Source organism: uncultured Deefgea sp. (assembly GCF_947072475.1).
Taxonomy (GTDB): domain Bacteria; phylum Pseudomonadota; class Gammaproteobacteria; order Burkholderiales; family Chitinibacteraceae; genus Deefgea.
Genome location: NZ_CAMTIA010000001.1, coordinates 173,424 through 197,468, shown reverse-complemented (window position 1 = coordinate 197,468; position 24,045 = coordinate 173,424). Strand labels below are relative to the sequence as shown.

Annotated in this window: 19 protein-coding genes; 11 read left to right on the top strand and 8 right to left on the bottom strand. The window is 49.2% G+C overall.

All coding sequences use genetic code 11. The features are described from left to right. Position 1: 1 nt before the first annotated feature. The 3 genes from Q0V82_RS00915 to Q0V82_RS00905 form a co-directional block, all read right to left on the bottom strand. On the bottom strand, positions 2–1,507 hold the full coding sequence (locus Q0V82_RS00915) for an ATP-binding protein (protein WP_297571938.1): 1,506 nt from the start codon (positions 1,505–1,507) through the stop codon (positions 2–4). Next, positions 1,500–2,216: a response regulator gene (locus Q0V82_RS00910; protein ID WP_297571937.1), complete on the bottom strand. Its 717-nt coding sequence runs from the start codon at positions 2,214–2,216 to the stop codon at positions 1,500–1,502. Before Q0V82_RS00910 ends, Q0V82_RS00915 begins: the two co-directional genes overlap by 8 nt. A 74-nt stretch (positions 2,217–2,290) precedes the next feature. Continuing rightward, entirely contained in the window at positions 2,291–3,541 is a 1,251-nt protein-coding gene (locus Q0V82_RS00905) for an ABC transporter substrate-binding protein (protein WP_297571934.1), read from the bottom strand. Positions 3,542–3,893: 352 nt separating this feature from the next. Between Q0V82_RS00905 and Q0V82_RS00900 the strand changes: the two genes are divergently transcribed. The 4 genes from Q0V82_RS00900 to Q0V82_RS00885 all read left to right on the top strand — a co-directional run bounded on the left by Q0V82_RS00900 (position 3,894) and on the right by Q0V82_RS00885 (position 8,933). Beyond that, complete coding sequence (locus Q0V82_RS00900) at positions 3,894–5,138, top strand: ABC transporter substrate-binding protein (protein WP_297571932.1); 1,245 nt, start codon at positions 3,894–3,896, stop codon at positions 5,136–5,138. A gap of 159 nt (positions 5,139–5,297) precedes the next feature. Beyond that, positions 5,298–6,203 (top strand): carbohydrate ABC transporter permease, encoded by a 906-nt coding sequence (locus Q0V82_RS00895; protein ID WP_297571930.1) that lies wholly within the window; start codon positions 5,298–5,300, stop codon positions 6,201–6,203. Between the two features lie 159 nt (positions 6,204–6,362). Continuing rightward, positions 6,363–7,202, top strand: a complete 840-nt coding sequence (locus Q0V82_RS00890) for a carbohydrate ABC transporter permease (RefSeq protein ID WP_297571928.1) — start codon at positions 6,363–6,365, stop codon at positions 7,200–7,202. A gap of 591 nt (positions 7,203–7,793) precedes the next feature. Then, positions 7,794–8,933 (top strand): ABC transporter ATP-binding protein, encoded by a 1,140-nt coding sequence (locus Q0V82_RS00885; protein WP_297571926.1) that lies wholly within the window; start codon positions 7,794–7,796, stop codon positions 8,931–8,933. A gap of 102 nt (positions 8,934–9,035) precedes the next feature. Here Q0V82_RS00885 and Q0V82_RS00880 read toward each other — a convergent pair whose 3' ends face one another. Beyond that, positions 9,036–9,806, bottom strand: a complete 771-nt coding sequence (locus tag Q0V82_RS00880) for an HAD-IIA family hydrolase (RefSeq protein ID WP_254456659.1) — start codon at positions 9,804–9,806, stop codon at positions 9,036–9,038. Between the two features lie 234 nt (positions 9,807–10,040). Here Q0V82_RS00880 and Q0V82_RS00875 point away from each other — a divergent pair, with 234 nt between their 5' ends. The 7 genes from Q0V82_RS00875 to Q0V82_RS00845 all read left to right on the top strand — a co-directional run bounded on the left by Q0V82_RS00875 (position 10,041) and on the right by Q0V82_RS00845 (position 20,472). After that, complete coding sequence (locus tag Q0V82_RS00875) at positions 10,041–10,637, top strand: YigZ family protein (protein ID WP_297571922.1); 597 nt, start codon at positions 10,041–10,043, stop codon at positions 10,635–10,637. Positions 10,638–10,716: 79 nt separating this feature from the next. Continuing rightward, positions 10,717–11,763 (top strand): hypothetical protein, encoded by a 1,047-nt coding sequence (locus Q0V82_RS00870; protein WP_297571921.1) that lies wholly within the window; start codon positions 10,717–10,719, stop codon positions 11,761–11,763. A 79-nt stretch (positions 11,764–11,842) separates the two neighbouring features. Then, positions 11,843–12,997 carry an iron-containing alcohol dehydrogenase gene (locus Q0V82_RS00865; RefSeq protein ID WP_297571918.1) on the top strand — a complete coding sequence of 385 codons (1,155 nt, stop codon included), beginning with the start codon at positions 11,843–11,845 and terminating at the stop codon, positions 12,995–12,997. Positions 12,998–13,058: 61 nt separating this feature from the next. Next, positions 13,059–14,066, top strand: a complete 1,008-nt coding sequence (locus tag Q0V82_RS00860) for a hypothetical protein (protein WP_297571917.1) — start codon at positions 13,059–13,061, stop codon at positions 14,064–14,066. A gap of 352 nt (positions 14,067–14,418) precedes the next feature. Then, positions 14,419–18,294, top strand: a complete 3,876-nt coding sequence (locus tag Q0V82_RS00855) for an FAD/FMN-binding oxidoreductase (RefSeq protein WP_297571915.1) — start codon at positions 14,419–14,421, stop codon at positions 18,292–18,294. 148 nt (positions 18,295–18,442) lie between these two features. Continuing rightward, positions 18,443–18,856 carry an HIT family protein gene (locus Q0V82_RS00850; protein ID WP_297571914.1) on the top strand — a complete coding sequence of 138 codons (414 nt, stop codon included), beginning with the start codon at positions 18,443–18,445 and terminating at the stop codon, positions 18,854–18,856. Next, entirely contained in the window at positions 18,853–20,472 is a 1,620-nt protein-coding gene (locus Q0V82_RS00845) for a hypothetical protein (RefSeq protein WP_297571912.1), read from the top strand. The genes Q0V82_RS00850 and Q0V82_RS00845 overlap by 4 nt, the downstream gene beginning before the upstream one ends. Here Q0V82_RS00845 and Q0V82_RS00840 read toward each other — a convergent pair. The 4 genes from Q0V82_RS00840 to mtgA all read right to left on the bottom strand — a co-directional run bounded on the left by Q0V82_RS00840 (position 20,469) and on the right by mtgA (position 24,014). Continuing rightward, positions 20,469–21,236: a 3',5'-cyclic-nucleotide phosphodiesterase gene (locus Q0V82_RS00840; RefSeq protein ID WP_297571910.1), complete on the bottom strand. Its 768-nt coding sequence runs from the start codon at positions 21,234–21,236 to the stop codon at positions 20,469–20,471. The two genes, Q0V82_RS00845 and Q0V82_RS00840, sit on opposite strands and share 4 nt — an antisense overlap. 3 nt (positions 21,237–21,239) lie before the next feature. Beyond that, positions 21,240–21,848, bottom strand: coding sequence for an FHA domain-containing protein (locus Q0V82_RS00835; RefSeq protein ID WP_297571909.1), 609 nt, complete (start codon positions 21,846–21,848; stop codon positions 21,240–21,242). 126 nt (positions 21,849–21,974) lie between these two features. Continuing rightward, positions 21,975–22,802, bottom strand: a complete 828-nt coding sequence (locus tag Q0V82_RS00830; RefSeq protein ID WP_297571908.1) for a Stp1/IreP family PP2C-type Ser/Thr phosphatase — start codon at positions 22,800–22,802, stop codon at positions 21,975–21,977. Between the two features lie 510 nt (positions 22,803–23,312). Continuing rightward, on the bottom strand, positions 23,313–24,014 hold the full coding sequence (mtgA, locus tag Q0V82_RS00825; protein ID WP_297571906.1) for a monofunctional biosynthetic peptidoglycan transglycosylase: 702 nt from the start codon (positions 24,012–24,014) through the stop codon (positions 23,313–23,315). Positions 24,015–24,045: the final 31 nt, after the last annotated feature.

The following is a 24,045-nucleotide window of genomic DNA, read 5'->3' as shown; positions in this document are numbered from 1 at the left end:
TTCAATCCTTAGGCAAAATAATCATCGCTTGCAAGCCGCCTTGCGAATGATTGCTTAGCTCTAAAACACCACCGTGGGCCTGAATAATATTGCGTGCAATCCCCAAGCCCAAACCATGCCCTTGATGATTGTGCTGACGGCCATGATCTAAACGAACATAGGGATCAAACAACGTTGCCAGCGCTTCATCGGGAACGCCCGGGCCATGATCGCGCACCACAATCACCACTTTGCCCACGCCTTCAAGTACCGAAATCTCAACCCGTTCACCGTAAAACAGCGCGTTGTCGATCAAATTACTCAAGGCGCGCTTGAGTGCCAACGGCTTAACCATCACCCATAAACCACAACGGCTATAGGCAATTTCATGCCCTGCCATGCGCGAATCTCTCACCATCCGGCCCAATAAAGCATCTAAGCGAATTCGGGTGCGGTTTTCATGAATATCGCTGTCTTTCACGCTTTGCAAAGCGCCTTTGACCATCATGTCGAGCTCGTCGAGGTCTTCATGAAACTCCAACCGGATGGCTTCATCGTCGAGCATTTCGGTGCGTAATTTCAGCCGCGTAATCGGCGTGCGTAAATCATGCGAAATCGCCGCAAACAGTTTTTCACGGTCTTCTAAATAGCGTTGAATCCGCTCGCGCATCGCGCCAAACGCATTCGCCGTGCGAATAAATTCTTCGCTGCCTTCAGCTGGCAATGGCGGCGACTCGCCCTTACCAAAAGCCTCAGCCGCTTCTGATAGCGCCGCCAAAGGCCGGGTAATCCAGCGCACCACCACCCAAGTCAATAGCAAGACCGTAATCAAGGTAATCAATTGCAATAGCCAACGCTGCGGCGGCATCGGATCGCTATTATCCAAAAAATAAGGATCAGGCATCAGCGTGGCCAAATACAACCAATGCCCCGGCTCGATTTCAGTTTGAATCACCAACACCGGAGCTGGGCGCGGTGCCATCAACAAGGTGTTTTTAATCCAGTGATCGGGCAATTGCGAAACAGTCATCCCATCGCTAGACACTGCCAATTGATTGGGCCAAGCAAAGGCCAAACGCAAATCTGTTAACTGCGGTAGTTTTTGTTCAAATATACGATGTATTACCTGCAAAACTTGATTGGACAATGGCTGCGCGGCAATACCCTGCACAGGGATCGGGCTATCATTGACCGTTACAAAAAACCGTGTACCGCCCATTTCGCGCAATTGCTGAATCACTAGCGGCCGATAATTGGGCGGTAAACTTTGAAAAAAATGCACCGCACTCACCGCGCCAAGGGCAATATGATCGGCCGCCGCACTGACCTCTTGCTCGGACTTATTTTGCAAATAATTGGCCCAAATGGCATTACCAATTAATTGCGAAGCCAACACCCCCACCGCCATCACCCACAATAATCGCGGCAATAATCGCGATGGCAAAATATGCTCTAACCAACGCGGCATGCTCATTAAGCGCGCACGCCGCGCCAATTCACGCAGCCATTGCCACTGCCCTTTAAACATGACTAATGGTCACCTCGGCTGAGAGCACATAACCCGCGCCGCGCACGGTTTTAATCAGATTGGGGTGCTTGCCATCGTCTTCTAAGCGTTGCCGTAAGCGGCTCACTTGCACATCGAGCGAGCGATCCAGTGGTCCGGCATCGCGGCCACGCGTTTCTTCGGCCAATTGACTGCGATCCAAAATCTGTCCGGGATGCTCTAAAAACATTTTCAATAGCTGAAAATCCAAGCCCGTCAGTTTGACGACCTCACCATCGGGCGACATTAAATTACGCTCTACCGTATCCAGTGTAAAACCGACAAAACGATAGTATCGCCCCGTCCCTGAACCGGTCTCAATACCGGTACGGCGATGAATCGCTTTAATGCGCGCCAGTAATTCACGGGGGTTATATGGCTTAGCAATATAATCATCGGCCCCTAATTCAAGCCCCACAATCCGATCGGTTTCGTCCGAGCTGGCGGTCAGCATGATAATCGGCACATTGCTATTTTTGCGCACTGTTTGGCACAAAGCAAAGCCATCGGTGTCGGGCAGCATCACGTCTAAAATCACCAAACTGAGCTCGTCTTTATGGCGATCAAATTCGTTCAAAAAGGTTTCGCCATCGGGCGCAAGCCGAACATCGTATTGATTGCGTTCCAAATACGCTTTAAGCAGCGTGCGGGTTTTTAAATCATCATCCACAATTAAAATATTACGGCTCATTCCCTGTCCTTTTCAATCGATCTCTCCAATATGGCGCTCGTCGCAAGCGGTGTTCGCGATCAAGTCCACATCGATTATTCGTCTTTGCGATTTAACGCTTTCACCATCGCGGCTAACCGTTGCTGCGTTTCAACGACTGAAATTTTATCGTCTAAATAAAAGGTTTGAATCTGCGCCACCACTACGTCTTTAAAGGTTTCATCGGCCGCCATCCGGTGCACTAAGCTTGGCGCTTGAAACGCGCTACCGCGTGAAAAAGCCCGCCATGAAGCCTTGCTACAGCTATCCAAACTGGCGATATCCATGTCTCGGCGCACAGGAATCGAGCCTTTAATCCGGTTGTAACCGATTTGCACCGCCGGCGACAACATCAACTGCGCAAAGCGCTCTTGATTGACTTGCTTGGCATAGTCCCCAGCAAACATCACCAAGGTATCAATACTGTATAAATGGCTATCTTCGGTTTTTGGCACCGTACTGCAGGCAAAATCGACATCCAATACCCAACCTTGCGCGACCAATTCTCCCTTCATCCAATCGCCCATCACCAACATCGCCGCTTGCCCGCTGGCAAATTGTTTGGCCACCTCGGTCCACGACACATCACTATTGCCCTTGGGCGTATAGGTTTTCCATTCGCGCAAACGATTTAAGGCGCGCGCAAAACGCGGATCTAAATACGCTTGTGGATTTTTTTTTACAAATAAATCTCGATAAAACGGCACATCGCCCTCGGCCAGCACCAGCGTTTCAAATAGTGTCGCCACTTGCCAAGCTTCGCTACTTTGCGCCAAAGGCGTTATCCCAGCGGCCTGCAATACTAAAGCAATCCGGCGAAAATCATTAAAATCACGCGGTGGTTTTAATCCCAAGCGATCAAATATTTTTTTGTTATACAGCAAGGTATTGATGCGATGAATCCCTAAAGGCACCGCCACCGTATGCTGCCGATGCTCGACTAGATTCCACACCGTGGGAAACAACTGGTTTTGCCAGCGTACCGCCGCACTGTCTATCTCTAAAATCAAGCCCAACTCAGCCCATTCATTAATCGCCGGACCGATCAACTGCGACACCGCCGGCGGCTTGCCCGACAACACACGACTTTTGAGCACCTTCATCGCCCCGCCACCGGCGCCCCCCGGAATCGCCGAGTCTCGCCATTCGATATTTTCTTCGGCCATTTTTTGCCGTAAAAAATCCGCCGCCCGCCGCTCATTGGGCGAAGTCCACCAATGCAACACATCCAGCGGCTCTGCGGCATGTAGTGCGCTACTCAGTAGCAACAAAAGCAGACTGATCGCAGGGTATTTTATGGTTTTCACTATTGATTCAAACACCTGTCGCAATTCTCCATGAATTAAGTCGACTATATCGTAAGCTTCCAAGGAAAAGCGTAATAAAACATTTCTTTTTATGCCGATATGCAATTTGGCCAAACCAGGGGATTACATAGGATAAAGCTGGTTTTGTCAGCATTTTGTCGTTTTTTGAGCATTGTCCTGTGATTTTTTGTAACGTACAAAACTCAAGCCAATGTCATGTAGTCCAATAAATTCAACAACATCGACATAATTTGAGCAAAAAATCCTCGTCGCTAGTGTCACAAATTACTCGGTGCTAATTTAGCGCCACCGAGACAAATAGATCACGGCACACACACGAGGATTAAATCGCATGCGCACGCTCAGCACACGTCATCTTTTACTAGCGACTTTATTGGCAGCAGGAACCGCCCAAGCAGGCACTGTGAATATCGAATCTTGGCGGGTCGATGATAAGGCCCTCTGGGAAGAAGTGTTAATTCCAGCATTTCAAAAAAAGAACCCCGGCATTCAAGTCAAATTTACGCCAACCGCCCCGACTGAATATGACTCAAGCTTAACGGCGCGCTTAACCGGCGGTACTGCTGGTGATTTAATCACTTGTCGTCCATTTGATAAATCACTCGATTTATTTAAAAAAGGTCAGCTAGAAAAACTCGACGGCAAAGCCGGCATGGAAAACTTCCCAGCGTCTGCCAAAGTGGCATGGCAAACTGATGATGGCAAAACAGCCTACTGCATGCCAATGGCTTCAGTGATTCATGGCTATTTTTACAATAAAAAAATCTTTAAAGAACTGAACTTGCAAGTGCCAAAAACGCAAGCTGAGTTCTTTGCCGCAATGGAAAAAATCAAAGCCGCTGGCAAAACCCCCATCGCCCTAGGTACAGCCGATCAGTGGGAATCCAACCAAACGGTATTGACCAATGTCGGTGCTAATAGCTGGAAAGGCGAAGACGGCCGTAAAGCCTTGATCGCTGGTAAAGCCAAATTTACCGATCCACAATTTGTTGCCGCTTGGGAACAACTGAGCAAAATGGGCCCGTTGATGGGTAAAGGCGCTTCAGCGCAAACCTATGCCGATAGCCAAAACTTATTCGCCATGGGCAAAGCCGGTGTGTATCCAGCCGGTAGCTGGGACATCGCTTACTTTAATAAAGAAGGCATGGATTTTGGTGCCTTCCCGCCGCCTGTCGCTAAAGCGGGCGACCAATGCTATATCTCGGATCACACCGATATCGGCATGGGCGTGAATCCCAAAGCCAAAAATAAAGCCGATGCGTATAAATTTTTGGCGTGGCTCGGTTCACAAGAGTTTGCCGACCTCTACACCAATAAAGTCACCGGCTTTTTCTCACTATCGAATCACCTGATTTCGGTGCAAGACCCTGTTGCCAAGCAAATGCTCGATTGGCGCAAAACCTGCAAATCAACCATTCGCCTTAATGCGCAAATCATGAACCGTGGCACGCCAGCAATGGAAAACGAATTGTGGAATGTCAGCTCGCAAGTGCTCAACGGCAAAATGGCGCCCAAAGAAGCCGCAGTGCAAATCCAAAGCGGTTTTGCTAAGTGGTACGCCCCGCAGCAAAAATAATCGATTTGCCCCTCACCCCAGCGTGAGTTGAGCCGGCGGCGTGCCGCCGGTTTTTTTCTGCCTGAAGACACCAGTAGGGTGGGTTACGGAGCGTAAGCGACAACCCACCACAGACATCCACCGTGATTGACCCGTCTTTTTTGATTTTTTGGAGTTGTGATGAAACGCTGGCATATCGTTTTATTTCTTGCGCCCGCGGTACTGATTTATTCGGTCTTTAGCGCCTTACCTTTACTAGACACCTTGCGCCTTGGTTTTTACACCACCAATGACGCGGGTGTGGCCCATTTTTCGGGCTTTAGCAATTACTTCACCATCCTCACCGACCCCGCTTGGTCAAGCGCGTTCTGGAATGCGATGGGCAATAACTTTAAGTTTTTTTTGATTCATTTACTGATTCAAAACCCCATTGGCTTGATCTTAGCGACATTCTTATCGCTCAAAGGGCTCAAGTTCGCGCGGCAATATCGCACTTTTATTTTCCTCCCCACGCTGCTCTCTGTGGTGATTATTGGTTTCATCTGGCAACTGATTTTGTCGCCACTGTGGGGCGTTTCAGAATCAATACTCAATGCGGTCGGACTAGGGGCGTATTTCCAGCCATGGCTGGGTGAAGAAGGCTCAGCGCTGATTACCCTGGCTTTAATTTCGGTTTGGCAATTCGTCGGCATTCCGATGATGCTGATTTACGCCGCACTACTGGCCGTGCCTGAAGACATCGTCGAAGCGGCCTACGTCGAAGGCGCGTCTGCTTGGCGTATTTTTTGGGAAATCAAACTACCACTGATTTTACCCACGCTAGGGCTGGTAACGATTCTGACTTATGTCGGCAACTTTAATGCCTTTGATTTGATTTACTCGGTCAAAGGCGCGATTGCGGGGCCGAACTACAGTACCGATATTTTGGGGACGCTGTTTTACCGCACCTTCTTTGGTTATCAAAGCCAAATCGGCAGCCCAACCATGGGCGCAGCAGTAGCGACATTGATGTTCCTGGTCATCCTCTGTGGCGTCGGCGCTTACTTTTACTTCGTGCAGCGCAAATTAACGCGTTACGAATTGTGATTGGTTAAAAAAACGGCCAACGCAGAGGCACAGAGGACGCAGAGAAAGACAGAAAAACACATTTCATTCTCATAATTTGATCGAAATTAAACATGATTTACTCGTTTTTCCTCTGCGTCTCTGCGCCTCTGCGTCGGGTTTTATCATTTCGAGGTTTCTATGAAAAAAAATATCTGTAAACCCCTCTCCGCCTTCGGCGTGCATTGCATGCTGGGTGGCTACACGCTGCTGGCTTTATTTCCGATTGTTTTAATTTTAATGAATGCCTTTAAAACCAAAGCGGCGATTTTTGATAATCCGCTGGCTTTTCCCACCGCTGAAACCTTCTTTTTAGGCGGGTTCGAGAAGGTCATTGCTAAATCGCATTTCATGCTGTATTTCGGCAATAGCCTGACCGTCACGCTAGCCTCACTCGCGTTGATTTTGCTGTTTGGCGCAATGGCGGCTTGGGCGTTGTCGGAATACAAATTCCGTGGCAATCGGATTTTGGCGATTTATATGATGATCGGGATTATGGTGCCGATTCGCTTGGGTACGGTGTCGATTTTGGAGCTCATCGTTCAGCTCAATCTGATCAACACCCTCACCGCCTTGGTGCTGGTGTATACCGCGCAAGGTTTGCCGTTGGCGGTGATGATTTTGAGCGAATTTATCGCCCAAATTCCAAAGGAGCTCAAAGAAGCCGCGCGCTGTGATGGCGTTGGTGAATTCAAGATTTTCTTCCAAGTGATTCTGCCGCTGATTCGCCCCGCCGTAGCGACTGTGGCGGTGTTTACGATGATTCCGGTGTGGAACGATTTGTGGTTCCCGCTGATTTTAGCGCCCGGCGAAGAAACCCAAACCGTCACCCTTGGCGTGCAGCAATTTATTGGTCAATACGTCACCGACTGGAACTCCGTCTTGGCGGCACTCAGCCTGGCAGTGATTCCAGTGCTGATTTTATACAGCATCTTTTCACGCCAACTGATACGCGGCCTGACTTCGGGAGCGGTGAAATAAGTTTGGTAAAAAAACCTTGCACCACAGAGGCACGGAGACACAGAGAAAAACGCAAGGCGATTTTTGAAGTTCTTAACGCTGAGCGGTGAAATAGGTGGGTAAAAAACCCTTCACCACAGAGGCACGGAGACACAGAGAAAAACGCAAGGCGATTTTTGAAGTTCTTAATGCGGAGCGGTGAAATAAGTGGGTAAAAAACCCTTCACCACAGAGGCACAGAGACACAGAGAAAAACGCTAATGCGGCTTCTAAAGTGCCCTGTGGACCAGATTGAAAGGAGCAATTCAAACTTGCGTCATCGAGAACGATATACAAACCAAACGTCAACAGCCCCTAGGCCAGAACACGACAGCGAGCCAGTTATTTCCTCTGTGTCTCTGTGTCTCTGTGCCTCTGTGGTGGATATGTGGACAAGATTGAACGGAGTAACTCGAACTTGCGTCATCGAGAACGATATACAAACCAAACGTCAACAGCCCCTAGGCCAGAACACGACAGCGAGCCAGTTCTTTCCTCTGTGTCTCTGTGCCTCTGTGGTGGATTTTTTAACGCCATCGCGCGACCTAAATCATTGTTTTTAAGAGGTGCCCCATGGCAAACGTAACACTAAATAACCTTTCTAAATCCTACGATGGCAAAGCCAAAGTATTGGATGGCATCAATCTAGACGTACAGCACGGCGAGTTCGTGGTGCTGGTCGGCCCTTCGGGCTGTGGTAAATCGACACTGCTGCGGATGATTTGCGGCTTGGAATCCATTACTGGCGGTGAATTGTCGATTGGCGATACCGTGGTGAATGAATTGACTCCGGCCGAGCGTGGCATCGCGATGGTGTTCCAAAGCTATGCGCTGTATCCGCATATGAGCGTGTACAAAAACATGGCGTTTGGCCTCAAAATCGCCGGTGAAAACAAAGCGCAAATCGACGTGCGGATTAAAAATGCCGCCAAGATTTTAAAAATTGATCATTTGCTCGAACGACTACCGCGCGAACTCTCCGGCGGTCAGCGTCAGCGGGTGGCAATTGGTCGGGCAATTGTGCGTGAGCCAAAATTATTCCTGTTTGACGAACCGCTATCCAATCTTGACGCCGCATTGCGCGTGCAAACCCGACTGGAAATCGCTAAATTACATCGCGATTTAAACGCCACGATGATTTACGTTACCCATGATCAAATCGAAGCGATGACGCTCGGTGACAAAATCGTGGTGATGGAAGGCGGCCATATTCAGCAAGCGGGCACGCCGCTTGAACTCTACCAGCAACCGGCAAATTTATTTGTCGCGGGCTTTATTGGTTCGCCAAAAATGAATTTACTCAAAGGCGTGGTACAAGAAATTTTGCCCGAAGGTTTATCAATTACTTTGGCAGGCGGCATCGACATTACCGCACTAGTAGCCAATGACGGCGCACAAGTGGGCGATGCAGTTACTGTAGGTATACGCGCAGAGCATTTAATTGAAGACGCTCACAGCGGTATACCCCTAGTAGGAGTCGTTAACTTGGTGGAACATTTGGGCGAAGCTAACTACTTATATCTCACGCTGGCCAATGGCGTCGATATTGTCGTTCGCGGCGATGGTGAACGCGAGGTCAAACTCGGCACGCCAATCAGTATTAGCGCGCCAAGTAATGCGTTTCATGTCTTTAATGCCGATGGTCAAGCGCTACGCCGTCTAAAACCCGGCAATATGCAGTCATCGCGCCAGCAGCAAAAAATAGCCGCCTAGGTTTTAATCTCTAGGCCACGCCCGCGATGAAAATCTCATCGCGGGCGTCATCAGCATCGATCGCCAAAGCCTTCACTCAGCGGCGAAACAAACCACCCGCAATTACAGCTGAGCAAACTCAATTTCACCCACGTCGTTAAACACATAATCAGGGCGATATGGGAATTCGTTGAGCATATCGAGTTTAGTAACGCCCGACAGCACCAGCGCGGTTTTCATTCCGGCTTCAAGCCCACCGACAATATCGGTGTCCATCCGGTCGCCGACCATCAAGCACTCTTCAGGATGAACGCCCAATTTACGACTGGCGATCATCATCATTAAAGAATTCGGCTTGCCAACGATATACGGTTTTTTGCCGGTGGCCGCCGAAATTGCCGCCAAAATCGTACCGGCCGCTGGCTCATAGCCGCCCTCAACGGGGTCGATCATATCGGGATTGGTGCCGATAAATTTGGCACCATGGTCGATAAAGTGCACGGCTTTTTTCAGTTGCTCAAAACTAAACGTCGTTGATTTGGCGACCACCACATAATCGGGATTGGATTCCGACATCGAAAACCCAACGTTATACAGCTCATTAATCAAGCCGCCGCCGCCAATCACATACACTTTGGCACCTTCTTTTTGGCTACGTAAAAACATCGCGGTGGCCATCGCGCTGGTAATAAAATTGTCTTCGGTCAGGCCATGAATGCCCAAGCTTTCCACTTTGAGTTTTAAATCGAGCGGCGTTTGTGACGCATTATTGGTCAAAAACAAAAACGGCACATTAGCCGAAAGCAATTTTTGTACAAAGGTATCGGCCCCCGGAATCATTTGCTTGCCGCGATAAATTACGCCATCCATATCAGAAATAATGCTTTTAATCACAGCGCAACTCCACACCATTAAAAAACAATAAGGCTACACCAAGGGGCAGCTAGGCGCAGCTCGATTAGTAGGCTTTTTTGCGCTAAACACGCAATCAGTCGATTCAATATCCCAATCATTGGCGATAGATCAAACAAAAAACGGCCAAGTTCAAGCGACATGCGCGGCAAATTGCAGCGCGGCAAGCCCACTTTTACTGATCGACTTATCCAGCATGGCGGGTAAAATGCTGGCATGAGCACCACACTAGCCAATGCGGTTGACGCAGAAATCATTATTAAAAAAAGTCGTTTTATCGGTTATGTCATTCCGGTGGATCATCGCGCCCACGCTTTGACCTTGGTCGCCGACTTTAAACAACAACACCCCGAAGCGCGACATGTTTGCTGGGCCCTACTCGCTGGTGGCGAATCGGGAATGTCTGACGATGGTGAGCCATCGGGCACCGCCGCGCGGCCGATGATGCAAGTCTTGCAACATAAGCATTTAGATGGCGTTTTGGCGGTGGTGATTCGTTACTTTGGCGGGGTTAAACTCGGTGCCGGTGGATTAACTCGGGCCTATACCGAGGCGATTGCGCGTCCTTTATTGGCCGCTGAATATATCGAGACCGTGCCGATGGATGTATTACAAGTGGCGTTGCCGTTTGCCGAAGAAAATAAAGTTCGCCACTATTTGCAACAACACAGCATTGATATTGGCAGCAGCGACTTTACCAATACCGAAGTGATTCTAAGCTTAACGCTGCCTCGCCACCTGCGGGAAACCACACTCAATCAACTGCATCAACTCTGTCGCGGGCAAACACGCTTACTCGAAAGTGACAATTAATAACCAAAGTCGCTAAAAAACTTGATCCCGCTTCGCGCGATGCGTAAGCTCGAAGTCCGCATTGTGCAGGCGCAGCAAAATGGATCTATCAGAAAGCCCAGCTCTAGCGCTACTTGAGCGCAGCAAACAGCTCACTTACACCGACCCTAACGCCTCGCTGGCACTGGCAACAGAAGCCGCACTGCGGGCAAAAACCGGCTGCAGCCCACAGCTACAGATTGCCGCTTTACATCAACAGATGAGCATGTTGTTTGCTTTTGGCCAAATCCATGAAGGCTGTCACGTCTTACTGCCGGCTTTAGTCATCGCCGAGGCCCATGATTTAGAGGCCGAACGCGGCGATCTATTGCATCATTTGGGCGTCGCGCATTACACACTCGGAGAATACAGCACGGCGATTGATTATTGGTCTGATTGTCTGGATTTGGGCAATGCCCAATTTGCCAATGAAACCCGGATTAATGCGCATATTGGTTTAGGGCAAATCTATTTCGCCTGTAGCCGCTTTGCCGATGCACTGCACCACCATCGTCAAGCCGAATGCCGGATCAACGCGCAAACCGATCATGAATTGCAAGCTCGACTGTGTATTAATCTTGTGGCTGATTTATACGCGCTAGAGGATTTTACTGCGGCGCAAGTGGTGCTCAATCAAGCTGAATCCATCACTCGAACCATCCAGCATCTGGAATACCTCGGTGAAGTATTCACCTACAAGTCACTTCTTGCCTTAGCCAGAGGGCAATACCTAGAGGCAAATACTTTTATCCAAGAAGGCCGTCATCTCGTGCATTTTTGGGCTTGGGGCGAGATTAGCTGGCACATCGTCAATGGCCGTACCCAGCAAGCGCAAGGGCAATGGTCGGCGGCCGTGACCAGCTTTATGAGCGCACTCGACATATCAACGCGCATGGGTTGCGGGCATAAGATTTTTTTAATTCACCAGTTTTTAGCCGGTCTATTTCGTGAAATGGGCCAAGCCCCTGAAGCGGAATATCATCATCGGCTCTACCAAGAAAATTTCCACCGCTTGCTCGACCCACAGCTGTTTGCGCGGCTGACGCAACTGGAGCAGCAATTGGCGCGACGTAATTTACCGGTCCCACCGGTGTTGGTGCCCGCATAAATAGATCGAACACAGCAAGGCATTGCGCCACCACACCGCGATATACTCGGTCTATTGACTGACTTTTTGGTGGCGGACGATGCAAAACTTTAGCTTTCACAATCCTTGTCGTATCGAATTTGGCCACGGCAGTATCGCCAAATTGAGCGTTTTAATTCCCCCGCAAGCGCGCGTTTTATTACTATATGGCGGCGGCAGCATTCATCGCAACGGGGTGTATGAGCAAGTTTGCGGCGCGCTTAAAGATCATCACTGGCAAGCTTTTTCTGGTATTGAAGCCAATCCTGAATACGAAACCCTGATGCAGGCGGTGCGCTTTGCCCGCGAGCATCAGCTCGACTATATCTTGGCCGTCGGCGGTGGCTCGGTCATCGATGGGGCTAAATTTGTTGCTGCGGCGATTCCGCATGCTGGCGATTGCTGGCTGATCGTTGGCAATCGCACGCCACTTGAGCAGGCCTTACCGATTGGCGTGGTGTTAACGCTACCGGCTACCGGATCAGAAAGTAATTTTGCAGCGGTCATTTCACGCCGCGAAACTAATGACAAACTGTCATTTAAAAACCCTTTGGTCTTCCCCAACTTTGCCATTCTTGACCCCAATTGCACCGTGTCTTTGCCGGCTCAGCAAATTGGCAATGGCATTGTCGATGCCTTTGTTCACACCACTGAGCAATACCTAACTTATCCTGGCGATGCCCGAGTCCAAGATCGTTTGGCCGAAGGTATTTTGCAAACGCTAATTGAAGTCGGCCCGATTACCCTAAATGACCCTGACAATTATGCGGCGCGCGCCAATATGATGTGGGCGGCCAACCAAGCCTTGTTTGGCTTAGTCGGCGTTGGCCAAGCCCAAGATTGGGCCACCCATGCCATGGGCCATGAGCTGACGATTTTGTATGGCCTAGATCATGCACGCACTTTGGCGATTATTTTGCCTGCCTTGTGGCGCTATCGTTTTACTGCCAAACAAGCCAAATTAACGCAAATGGGCCGCCGCGTATGGCAGCTCACTGGCGACGACATCAGCGTCGCACAGCAAGCGATTGCCTCGACTGAGCAATTTTTTATCGCCATGGGTTTGCCCACTCGCCTCAGCGACTATCAAATCGACGCGACTGAGGCCGCCGATCGCGTGGCCGAACAACTCATTCGCCATAATCGCTTACTACTTGGCGAGAAAGCTGACTTAACACCCGGGGATTGTCGTGCCATTTTACTGACAACAAACTGATGCGATTGTAAATATTAAATATAACAATGGTATGCTGCTGATTCCGCCTAATGCGATATCAATGATGACCCTTGCTGAACTTGAGCGTAGCCTCAATCGTGCGCAAAAATTAGTCCACACCCAAAGCGCCGAGGCCTTGCAACTGGCCTTGAGCGCCAAAATTTTGGCTCAGCAACTCAAATTGCCACACCTTTGCGCTCAAGCCCTTTTTTTATGCGCGCAAGCGCATTTTAATTTTGGCCGCTACCCCGAATCACTACAGCAACTGATCGAACTGAACGCACTCGCCGACCAAGAAAATATCGCAAGGTATGAAGGTGCACGCCTTAATTTATATGCCCGTGTGCAATATACCCTAGGTGCTTATCACCTTGCCCGCGATAGCTGGAATCGCTGCCTCACCTTGCCCGACGAAGCGATTGCCCTTGAGTCTCGCGTCCAAGCGCATATCGGTTTAGGGCAACTGTATTATGCGCATGAACACTACCAAACCGCGCTCACCCACCATCGCAAAGCGCAAGAACTCGCCAGCCATGAAGATCATCATTTACACGCCAGCATTTTGATTAATATTGCCGCCGATTTAATTGGCTGCGCGCAATTGGATGAAGCCTATCGCACCTTAAAAAGTGCCCTGCCCTTAGTGAAAGCCGATCAAAGCTATCGCAATGAAGGCGAAATTTATATGAATATTGGCCTGATTCAATTCTTACGTGGCGACCTTGATCGCGCGACGATGAGTTTGATGGTGGCACTCAAAATCAATCGCCTGCATCACCATCAATGGAGCGAAGCCAATACCATGCTGGTTTTGGGGCAATGCCAAACCGCCAAAGGTGAAATTGATTTAGCCATTGAAACACTGCAATCGGCACTGTATACCGCCAGTTATTTAGGGATTCGTCATCAGCAAGCCAGCATTCATGCCGCCTTAGCCCAAAGCTATACCGCCAAACTCGAACCTGAATTGGCACAACGCCATCAAATTGAACATCAACACTTACGCCTACAGTTACTCAATGAAATTCATCAAGCCGAGCTAGAAACGATGGAGCTGCCGTTTACCTAGGGCCTGTTGACGTTTGTATTTCCCGCCCCAGATACGCGCTTTTCGCGGAAAACCAAGGCGTAGTCAGCGCTGCTAGCATGCTTATGTCAGCTAGGGACAAGTCGCGGAGAAAATCGCACCTGCGCGGCGGCTCAAGCCAACGCCAACCGCCCCGAGTGATTCAATAACGGCCTGAAGTCGACGGAAAACACCAAAAACCGCGTAAAAATCAACATAAAATCTGAGCAAAACCAGCTTAGTGTCAGCCAATTACGTTTTTTTACGATACCCACATTAAATTTGCGACTTTCACCGAGCATTTTTCCGTTAAAATTCACTCTTTAGCCGTAATTGCCTGCCGGAGACGCCCTTCATGATGGATCCCACCGCCGTGAGCCACGTGACCTCGCCTGAACGTTTGCGCGAAATTCCTTACAACTACACCTCTTTTTCCGATCGTGAAATTGTCATTCGCCTGATGGGTGAAGATGCATGGCGGGTATTGGATGAATTACGGCAAGAGCGTAAAACCGGCCGATCGGCACGGATGCTGTTTGAAGTATTGGGTGATATTTGGGTCGTTAAACGCAATCCTTACGTCCAAGACGATTTACTGGAAAACAATAAGCGCTTACAACTGTTGGTTGAAGCGATGCATCATCGTTTGCACGAAATTGAAAAGCGTCGCCAAAGTAATGAACGGGTGAATATTTTACTCACTCGCACACGGCAAGCGGTGGATGCGTTTGAACGCGAATTTCGTGACGTTGCTATTTTGCGCAAAAAAACGCTTAAAAAAATGGCCGCCCACACTCGCCGCGACAATATCCAATTTGATGGTTTATCGCGCGTTAGCCATGTGACTGACGCCACCGATTGGCGCGTTGAATATCCGTTTGTGGTGCTGTGCCCGGACACCGAAGCCGAAATGGCGCCGCTAGTCGCAGCGTGTATCGAGCTGGGTTTAACCGTGATTCCACGTGGCGGCGGCACCGGTTATACCGGCGGCGCAGTGCCACTCACGCCGCTTTCGGCGGTGATTAACACTGAAAAACTCGATCGCCATCAAGGCGTCGAGACCATGCGCATTGCTGGCGTTGATCACGATGTGACCACCATTCATTGCGGCGCAGGCGTTGTAACCCGCCGCGTAATGGAGGCGGCAGAAGAAGCCGGTTTAGTGTTTGCAGTGGATCCAACCTCGGCCGATGCCTCCTGTATTGGCGGCAATGTGGCGATGAATGCCGGCGGCAAAAAAGCCGTGCTTTGGGGCACGGCGCTGGACAATCTAATCAGCTGGAAAATGGTCGATCCCGATGGCAATTGGTTGTTCATCGAGCGGATGGATCACAATCTGGGCAAAATCCACGATGCGCCGCAAGCGACGTTTTGCATTAGCAAATTTAAACCCGATGGCAAAACCAAAATCGGCGAAGAAACCTTGGTAATTCCGGGCTCCAAATTTAGAAAAGAAGGTCTGGGTAAAGACGTCACCGATAAGTTTTTATCCGGTTTACCGGGGATTCAAAAAGAAGGCTGTGATGGCTTAATCACCAGCGCGCGCTTTGTGTTGCACCGCATGCCCAATCATGTGCGCACCGTGTGCTTAGAGTTTTTTGGTGAAGTCAGCCGCGCAGTGCCGTCGATTGTCGAGATTAAAAATTATCTAGATGCCCATCCAACGGTTCAGCTAGCGGGTTTAGAGCATTTAGATTGGCGCTATGTGCGCGCTGTGGGTTATGCCACCAAGGCCAAGAGTAAAGGTCGGCCTAAAATGGTGTTGATCGCCGATATTGTATCGGACGATGAGCGCGCACTCGGCGAAGCCACTAGCCATGTGGTGCAGCTAGCCAATGCGCGTGGCGGCGAAGGGTTTGTGGCGGTATTACCCGAGCAACGCAAAAAATTCTGGCTCGATCGCGCCCGAACTGCGGCGATTGCTAAGCACACCAACGCGTTTAAAATCAATGAAGACGTGGTGATTCCACTGCCGCGTTTGGGCGACTATTCTGATGCGATTGAGCGCATTAATATTGAATTGTCGATTCACAATAAACTCGAGTTGCTCGACAAACTAACGGCGTTTTTCCAGCAAGGTCGTCTGCCGTTTGATACCAGTGATGCGCCGGTAAGCCACGATGTGCTGATTGGTGATCGCCGTGAGTCGGCGCTGGCCTTTATTGAACGCTCACGCATTCACTGGCAATGGGTCGGTCGCAATTTGGACGATGCGTTTGAGTTGTATCAAACCGCGTTTCCAATGGTGCCTCTGGAAAAAGAACTCGATCTGGATGAATTACCGCAAAGCGTATTTCATGCGCTACGCGACTCCGTGCTGCGGATTTCATACAAACGCGAATTACTCACTGATTTAGAAACGCTGTTTGGCGGGCGAACCGATAAACTAATTTTGGATGCGATTCACGCGATTCAGCAAAAAGTGCTGAAAAGCCGCACCTGGATTGCGCTGCATATGCACGCCGGTGACGGCAATGTGCATACCAATATCCCCGTCAATTCTGATGATTATGAGATGCTGCAACGCGCGCATCATGCTGTTGCGCGCATTATGCGGGTGGCGCGTGAACTCAATGGCGTTATTTCTGGCGAGCACGGTATCGGGATTACCAAGTATGAATTCTTAACCCGTGAAGAACTCGCACCGTTTGAAGCCTACAAACAACGAATCGATCCAAACGGGCACTTTAACAAAGGCAAATTAATGCCCGGCGCGGATTTGCGCGATGCGTATACGCCCTCGTTTAGCCTGCTGGGTACTGAATCGCTGATTTTAGAGCAGTCTGATATCGGCAATATCAGCAATATGGTCAAAGACTGTTTGCGCTGCGGTAAATGTAAACCGGTTTGCTCAACGCATGTACCACGCGCCAACTTGCTGTATAGCCCGCGCAATAAAATCTTAGCCACCGGTTTGCTCACCGAAGCATTCTTGTACGAAGAACAAACGCGGCGCGGGATTTCGCTCAAGCATTTTGAAGAACTCGGCGACGTTGCCGACCATTGCACCGTTTGCCATCGCTGCGTGAATCCATGTCCAGTTAAAATCGACTTTGGTGACGTAACGATTGCCATGCGTAATTTCTTACGTAAAGAAGGCAAAAAGAAATTCAATCCCGGCTCTGCGCTCGGCATGGCGTTCTTAACGATGAAAGACCCGGCGACCATCAAATTGATGCGCACGGTGATGATAGGCTGGGGCTATAAAGGCCAACGCTTGGCGCACACGCTCGCCAAACGTTTTGGCTTAATTAAAAGCATCACCAAAGCACCCCCAGCAACGCTAGGCACGGCCTCCTTAAAAGCGCAGGTGATTCACTTTGTGAATAAACCGATGCCCGGCGGCTTACCGAAAAAAACCGCCCGCGCTTTGCTTGATGTAGAAGACAGCAATGTGGTACCGGTGATTCGCGATCCAAAACGCCTGAATGAAGACACTGATGCGGTGTTTTACTTCCCCGGTTGCGGCTCAGAGCGCTTATTTAGCCAAGTGGGTTTAGCCACGCAAGCCATGCTGTGGCATGTGGGCGCAACCACGGTGTTACCACCGGGCTATCTCTGCTGTGGCTACCCACAAACCTCAAGCGGCCAGCAAGACAAGGGCGACAAAATCACGATGGATAACCGCGTATTATTTCATCGCTTGGCCACCACCTTGAATTATCTCGATATTAAAACCGTGGTGGTGTCGTGTGGTACGTGTATGGATCAGCTGCAAAAATATCGCTTTGAAGATATTTTCCCCGGCTGCCGCCTGCTCGACATTCATGAGTATTTGCTTGAAAAGGGCATCAAGCTTGAGGGCGTGAGTGGTACCCAGTATATGTATCACGAGCCATGCCATACGCCGATGAAAACCTATAAAGGCATCGATGTCGCCAATGAATTAATGGGGCAGCGTGTTGATCTGAATGATCGTTGCTGTGGTGAGTCGGGCACCTTTGCCGTCGCTCGCCCAGACATCTCAACGCAAGTGCGTTTCCGTAAGCAAGAAGAAATGGAAAAAGGCGCGGCTAAACTGCGTAGCGATGCCAATGACAGCAAAGCCAAAGTAAAAATTCTGACTTCGTGCCCTTCATGTCTGCAAGGTTTAAGCCGATATGATGATGATTCAGACACCACGGCCGATTACATTGTCATCGAAATCGCCAAAAACATCCTTGGCCCGAACTGGATGCCGGACTATGTCAAACAAGCCAGTCAAGGCGGGATTGAACGTGTGTTACTCTAAGTCCGTTCGCAAGAATGACCAGACACCCACACCGTAAGTAAGCCATACGGATAGGGTGTAATGTAGGGCGCGATGATTGTTGCGCCCTATTTTTTAAGCAAAATGCTTTTGCGCAGTAATCATTAAATGAAAATGCATGAGGTTGTGAATGCAGGCTAACTGTCTACTGTGTACCACCGAGGGTGGTGAGTTAATTTGGCAAAATGATTTTGCTCGGATTATTTTGGCCGATGAAGTTGGCTATCCGGGACTATGCCGGGTGATTTTAAACGCGCACCGAGTTGAAATGAGCGATTTAAATTCATCCGAGCGAACTCAATTGATGGATATCGTTTGGGAAGTCGAGCGCATCGTTCGACACTGCTTAAAGCCGCATAAAATTAATTTAGCCAGCTTAGGCAATATGGTACCGCATGTGCATTGGCATATTATTCCGCGCTGGGAAAATGACCCACACTTCCCTGCCTCCATCTGGGCTACCGCACAGCGCCCAGCCGAACCGATGGTCAACGCGGATCAGTTAGCGCAATTAAAACAACAATTAATGCAAATCGTTGTATGAATACCCAATTACCACTCGAACCGAGCGCCACGGATGCACCTGTCGCAACACTAGCATTTCAAGATGCCAGAAGCGCCAGAGATTGGCTGAAATTACTGCCTTTAATTAATGTGCCAGTAGCGCATGCCGAAATCCGCTCAGCCATCAGCGCGCTCAATCACAGCCAGATTACGGCCTTAGATCGCTTAAAAATTATTGAGCAATTTCGCGAAACCATCCATGTAGTACAAGACGGCTGGTTAAATCGCTACACCCAAAAAGCGCTACCACTCACTGAGATCGAACATCAAGCTTGGCAAGCTGCACTCACGCTGTGGCAAGACTTAGAACAAAGCTATGCATCGATTTGGCAAGCGGCCATCGCCGGCCAGAGCGACGTTGCTGAATACATGACTTTATTGGCTGAGCGGACCTTGTATTACAGCTTACAAGTTAATATTGCTTATATTTTGGTGCACCGTGTGATTCCAGCCACGCAGTGGGCGCAGCAATTTAGTCATTACAGCCAAGCACAGCACTTAGGTGTGGAGCAGCAAAAAGCCAAAGATAGTTTAATGACTATTGGCGGCGTGGCCACGCCAGAACATATCTTTATCCACAGTTTATTGCTGTCGGCGGCCAACCCATTTCAATACAATTTGCGCTACCTAACGTGGATTTCGGCGTGTTTAGAAGTATTTTCTAGCCGCTGCGCCTTAGAGCATATTGCCGAAACGCTACCGAATCGCCCGGCTTTTACCATTGATTTTGAACACCCTGCAGCGCCAGAGCGCCGTGATCGGCCGAGCAAAGACAGCCAAATGGCCATCAGCACTTTGCAATTAGCCCAAGCGCTGAGTAAACGCATTAAATTACTCCGCCGTGGCGAAATGCCCGAAAAAATCGGCTTAGGCACGGCATTAGGTGTGCCTGCGGCGGAGGCACTACTCACTGATTTATATCGCCAATGGTGCGAGCATCCAGTAGAGCGCTGTTTAGCACGTCGAGCCAGCCAAAAAACGGCTCAAATTGGTTTTGGCCTCAGTAATTTACATGCATGGATGGCAAAAGACCGTTTTACGCCACCACCGCAAGCCGAGGCACAAATCAGCAGTGAAGAATTAATGCAAATTCGTTTATTTGGCCAAACCAGCACGCCTTCGCAACCCGCACCGCTGATTCGTACCCTAACTTGGCAAGTACTCGATGAAACCGCTACCGGTTTACGCTTACAAGGGCCCGTTGGCGAGGAGCGAATGGCTTTACAGCAACTGTTGATCATTCAAGACCAGCAGCAGTATTTGATGGGACAAATTCGTTGGCTGTCAGAGGAAAACCAGCAGCTTAAAATCGGGGTACAACTCTTACCCGGCATGCCGCAAGCGGCATCAATTCGCGCTCAAGACGCCGCGCGTTTTGGCCAAACCGACTATATCGACGTGTTATTGCTGCCGGCCATGGTCGCCTTAAAAGTCCCTAATTCCTTGCTACTGCCAACAGGCTGGTTTCGGCAAGGTCGTTTGCTTGAACTCTGGGATGGCTACCGCAAAATACGCATTCGTTTAGTCAGTATTTTAAGTCGCGGTGCTGATTTTGAACGCATTCATTTTGTAGGCTCAGGTGGATTAGACCATTAAAAGCAGATGGTTTCTCCTTGAATCAAGCGCCGCACCACTACTGCTGGCTGCAAGGCTAAGACCTCGGCCATTGTTTGTTGATCTTCGCTCGGTTTTAAATGCGTAATCAACACCTCAACTCCCGCCGGCACGGATCTTAGCTCGGCCGCTAAAGTGCTCGGGCAAAGGTGTTTGGCCAAATGAGCGAGTTTGGCATTGGATTCGGCAAACGCCGTTTCGATAATCAGTATCTTTAAATTTTCAATTTGATTCACCGCCTGCCAAAATGCGGCCCCACCAATGGTATCGCCACTAAACACCAGCGATGCCGTTAAATTACTCACTTGAAACGCCAATGCCGCAACCGTATGCTCGGCGGGTAATGCCGTGATGGCCAAAGCATCAACACCATGCGTTTGCCCCACTTCAATCGCCGCAAAGCGCAGCAAGGGCTGCTCAGCCGTCGGAATCACACTAAAGTCGGGCCAAATTTGCCAATTAAAAATATGTGTTTTCAGCGTTTGAATCGTCGCAGCGCAAGCATGCACGATCACTGGCCGCGTTCGCTCCCCCAAAGTGGCATCGAGCAATAAAGGCAAATAGGCAATATGATCTAAATGCGCATGCGTAAGAAATACGTGTTCAATTTGCAATAATTCGCTACGACTTAAATCGGCCACGCCGGTACCGGCATCCAGCAAAATGGTTTGATTCAATAAAAAAGCCGTAGTGTGGTGTGCGCCGCCAATACCACCACTACAACCGAGTACACGCAATGAAGTCATAATTTACCGCAAGAAAAACGCCATTCGAATATCTAAAATTTCAATTAAATCTGCTTCATTTAATTGCTGCTCTAATGCATGAAGCGGCTGACTATTCACCCGTGGGCGCTCTTTTCCTTGCACATGAGCCAGAAAAAAACCTTCTTCACGGCGCAGAATTTTTGCCACTTGTACTCCGGCTTTACCCAATGTGCAGCACTGTTTATCAATCAACAATTCACGCCCAGCATGAAGGCCAGTTAATACCCGTATTAACGCACTGCGTGGCGCTTCATCCAGATTCATTGGCATGGTTGATTCAAATTCGTTCACACTGGGTGCGGTATTATTTTTAATAAATTGCAGGCGATATTTGGCAATTTTTATTTCATCCGCATTATTTAATCGGCTACGTTTTATTTTTTTACCATTCAGCGCCGTGCCATTTTTACTGTGTTGATCTTCAATAAAATAATCTTCGCCAATACATTCTAGTGCCGCATGTACCCCCGAAACGGCTAAATGATCCAACTGAATCTGATTACTCGATCGACGTCCAATTAAAGTGCGCTGGGCGCTTAGATTGATTTCTTTGACGGGTTTGCCTTCAAAACTTAATATTAATTTAGCCATAAATCCAAACTTCCAATGCGCTAACTCCTGCACAGTCTTGTGTGCCCATTTTGTCGAACTAAGATCGACCGCAAATGATACTTTCAAATCCGTCAATTCACGCTACGCAACACGTTAAATCAACGGCTAACTAAACCAATGACCTACTTTTTTTAATAAACCCGTCTGTACCGAAAAATCCCGATTAATTTTTACCAAAATCACGGAGATATTATCTTTACCACCATGAGCATTGGCTAATTCGACTAAGGTACTCGCCATTAGATTTAAATTGCACTCGGGCGTGGCCATTTGCAAAGCAATCACTTCATCGGTCAACATATCGCTCAAACCATCAGAGCAAAATAAATACAAATCATCGATTTCAACGGCAAATTCATGAATCTCAGGCTGTACCTCTGGCGCAACGCCAACCGCGCGCGTCACCAGATTTTTATACGGCGCATGCCGCGCATCAGCGGCACTGATTAAGCCCGCATCCACTTGCTCTTGCAAAAAAGAATGGTCGCGCGACAACTGCAGCAACTGCTGCTGCCGAAAGCGATAAGCCCGCGAATCCCCGACATGCGCAATCGCCACCCGATTGTCAAAAAATAAGGCGCTGACCAAAGTCGTACCCATACCGGCGCACTGCGGATGTTTTTCACCGGTTTGAAAAATCATCGCGTTAGCGCGATTAATCGCAATGGCGAGCATTTCATAGGCGAGCGCCGAGAGATTATGCGCATTTTTGCTGTGCAGTGCGATCATGGCCAATTGCGCCTGCATCACTTCATGCATCACCTCAACGGCAATACTACTGGCCACTTCACCGGCGTTATAGCCACCCATGCCATCGGCCAACACCAAAAAACCCAACTCCGTATCGATACGAAGCGTATCTTCATTGTGTGACCGTAAACGGCCAACATCGGTCAGGCCCAACATCTCTAGCGCCGTGGCTAAGCTGCGCATTGCCCGCTCCTTACTGCATCACATCCACAAATGACCAAGGCCAAACGACAAGGTGTGATCAGTAGGCTATCGACATCCGCCTGCCACAGTGCCATCAGCAGACCGAGTAAGCCAAAGCCGCGCCACTTGACCAGAACAGGATGCAGCACAAGGATTGCTGCCTGATTGACAGGATTTACTTTCACTAAAATAGCACTCACCTCAGGGGTATATTCGCGCAAACTATTGAATTAATACTGTTCAAGCCAATACGTTAAATAACAAGCATGCTGACCTACGGCTAAAAATCGTTGTGGTTGACGATTGCTGCCCTCTAAGCACCAGCGCTGACCATCGGCCCTGCAACTCACAACTAACTTGAATACCCATATTTTTAAATCGTCAGCCCAGATTCAATCCAGCACAGCAAACCGCCCGCTGCATCACACGAACTACATATTGCATGCTGGGCCCGTGCTCTAGCAAACTTGGCGTGTGCAATCGATACGGTCTGTGGCTCAAACGTGGCATTTATGGGATTTCGGCGTACGGCATGCGCCGTTGGATAATCGCCGCTTTACGTAGTAAACGTCGATCTTTACGATTTTGATCAAAATAGCGTGGATTGGTCACCATTGAGGCAAGTTTCGCTGATTGCGAGGCGGATAATTTTTTGGCATCAATTCGATAATAATGCTGCGCAGCTGCTTGCGCGCCAAAAACCCCGTCTCCCCACTCGATCACATTTAAATAAATCTCAAAAATTCGTCGCTTATCCAGCAAAGCTTCAATCATCACCGTCAGTACCGCCTCTTCCACTTTACGCAATGGATTGCGACTACCGGATAAAAATAAATTCTTTGCCAGCTGCTGAGTAATGGTCGAACCGCCAGCAACGATCCGCCCTTTTTTGATATTTTTTTCCCACGCCGTTTGCAGGCCTTCCCAATCAAAACCTTCGTGATCCAAAAATTTAGCGTCTTCTGCTGCCACTACGGCGCGTTTTAAATGCGGTGAAATTTGCGGGTAATCGACCCATTCAAACTCCAGCTGCGCCGCCGGATTTTCGAGTTGTAGTCGTTCCAACTGCGTTTGCATAAATGCGCTATCGCTCGGATTAATCCAGCGCCACGCCAAAATATGCAAAAACATCCAGATATTCCACAATAAAACCAAAATTAATAGCGCCGCCAAACCACGGCCAATCCAGCCTAAAATCCCCGTCTTTGTCATTATTTACCTATAGGTATATGAATACAGGCGA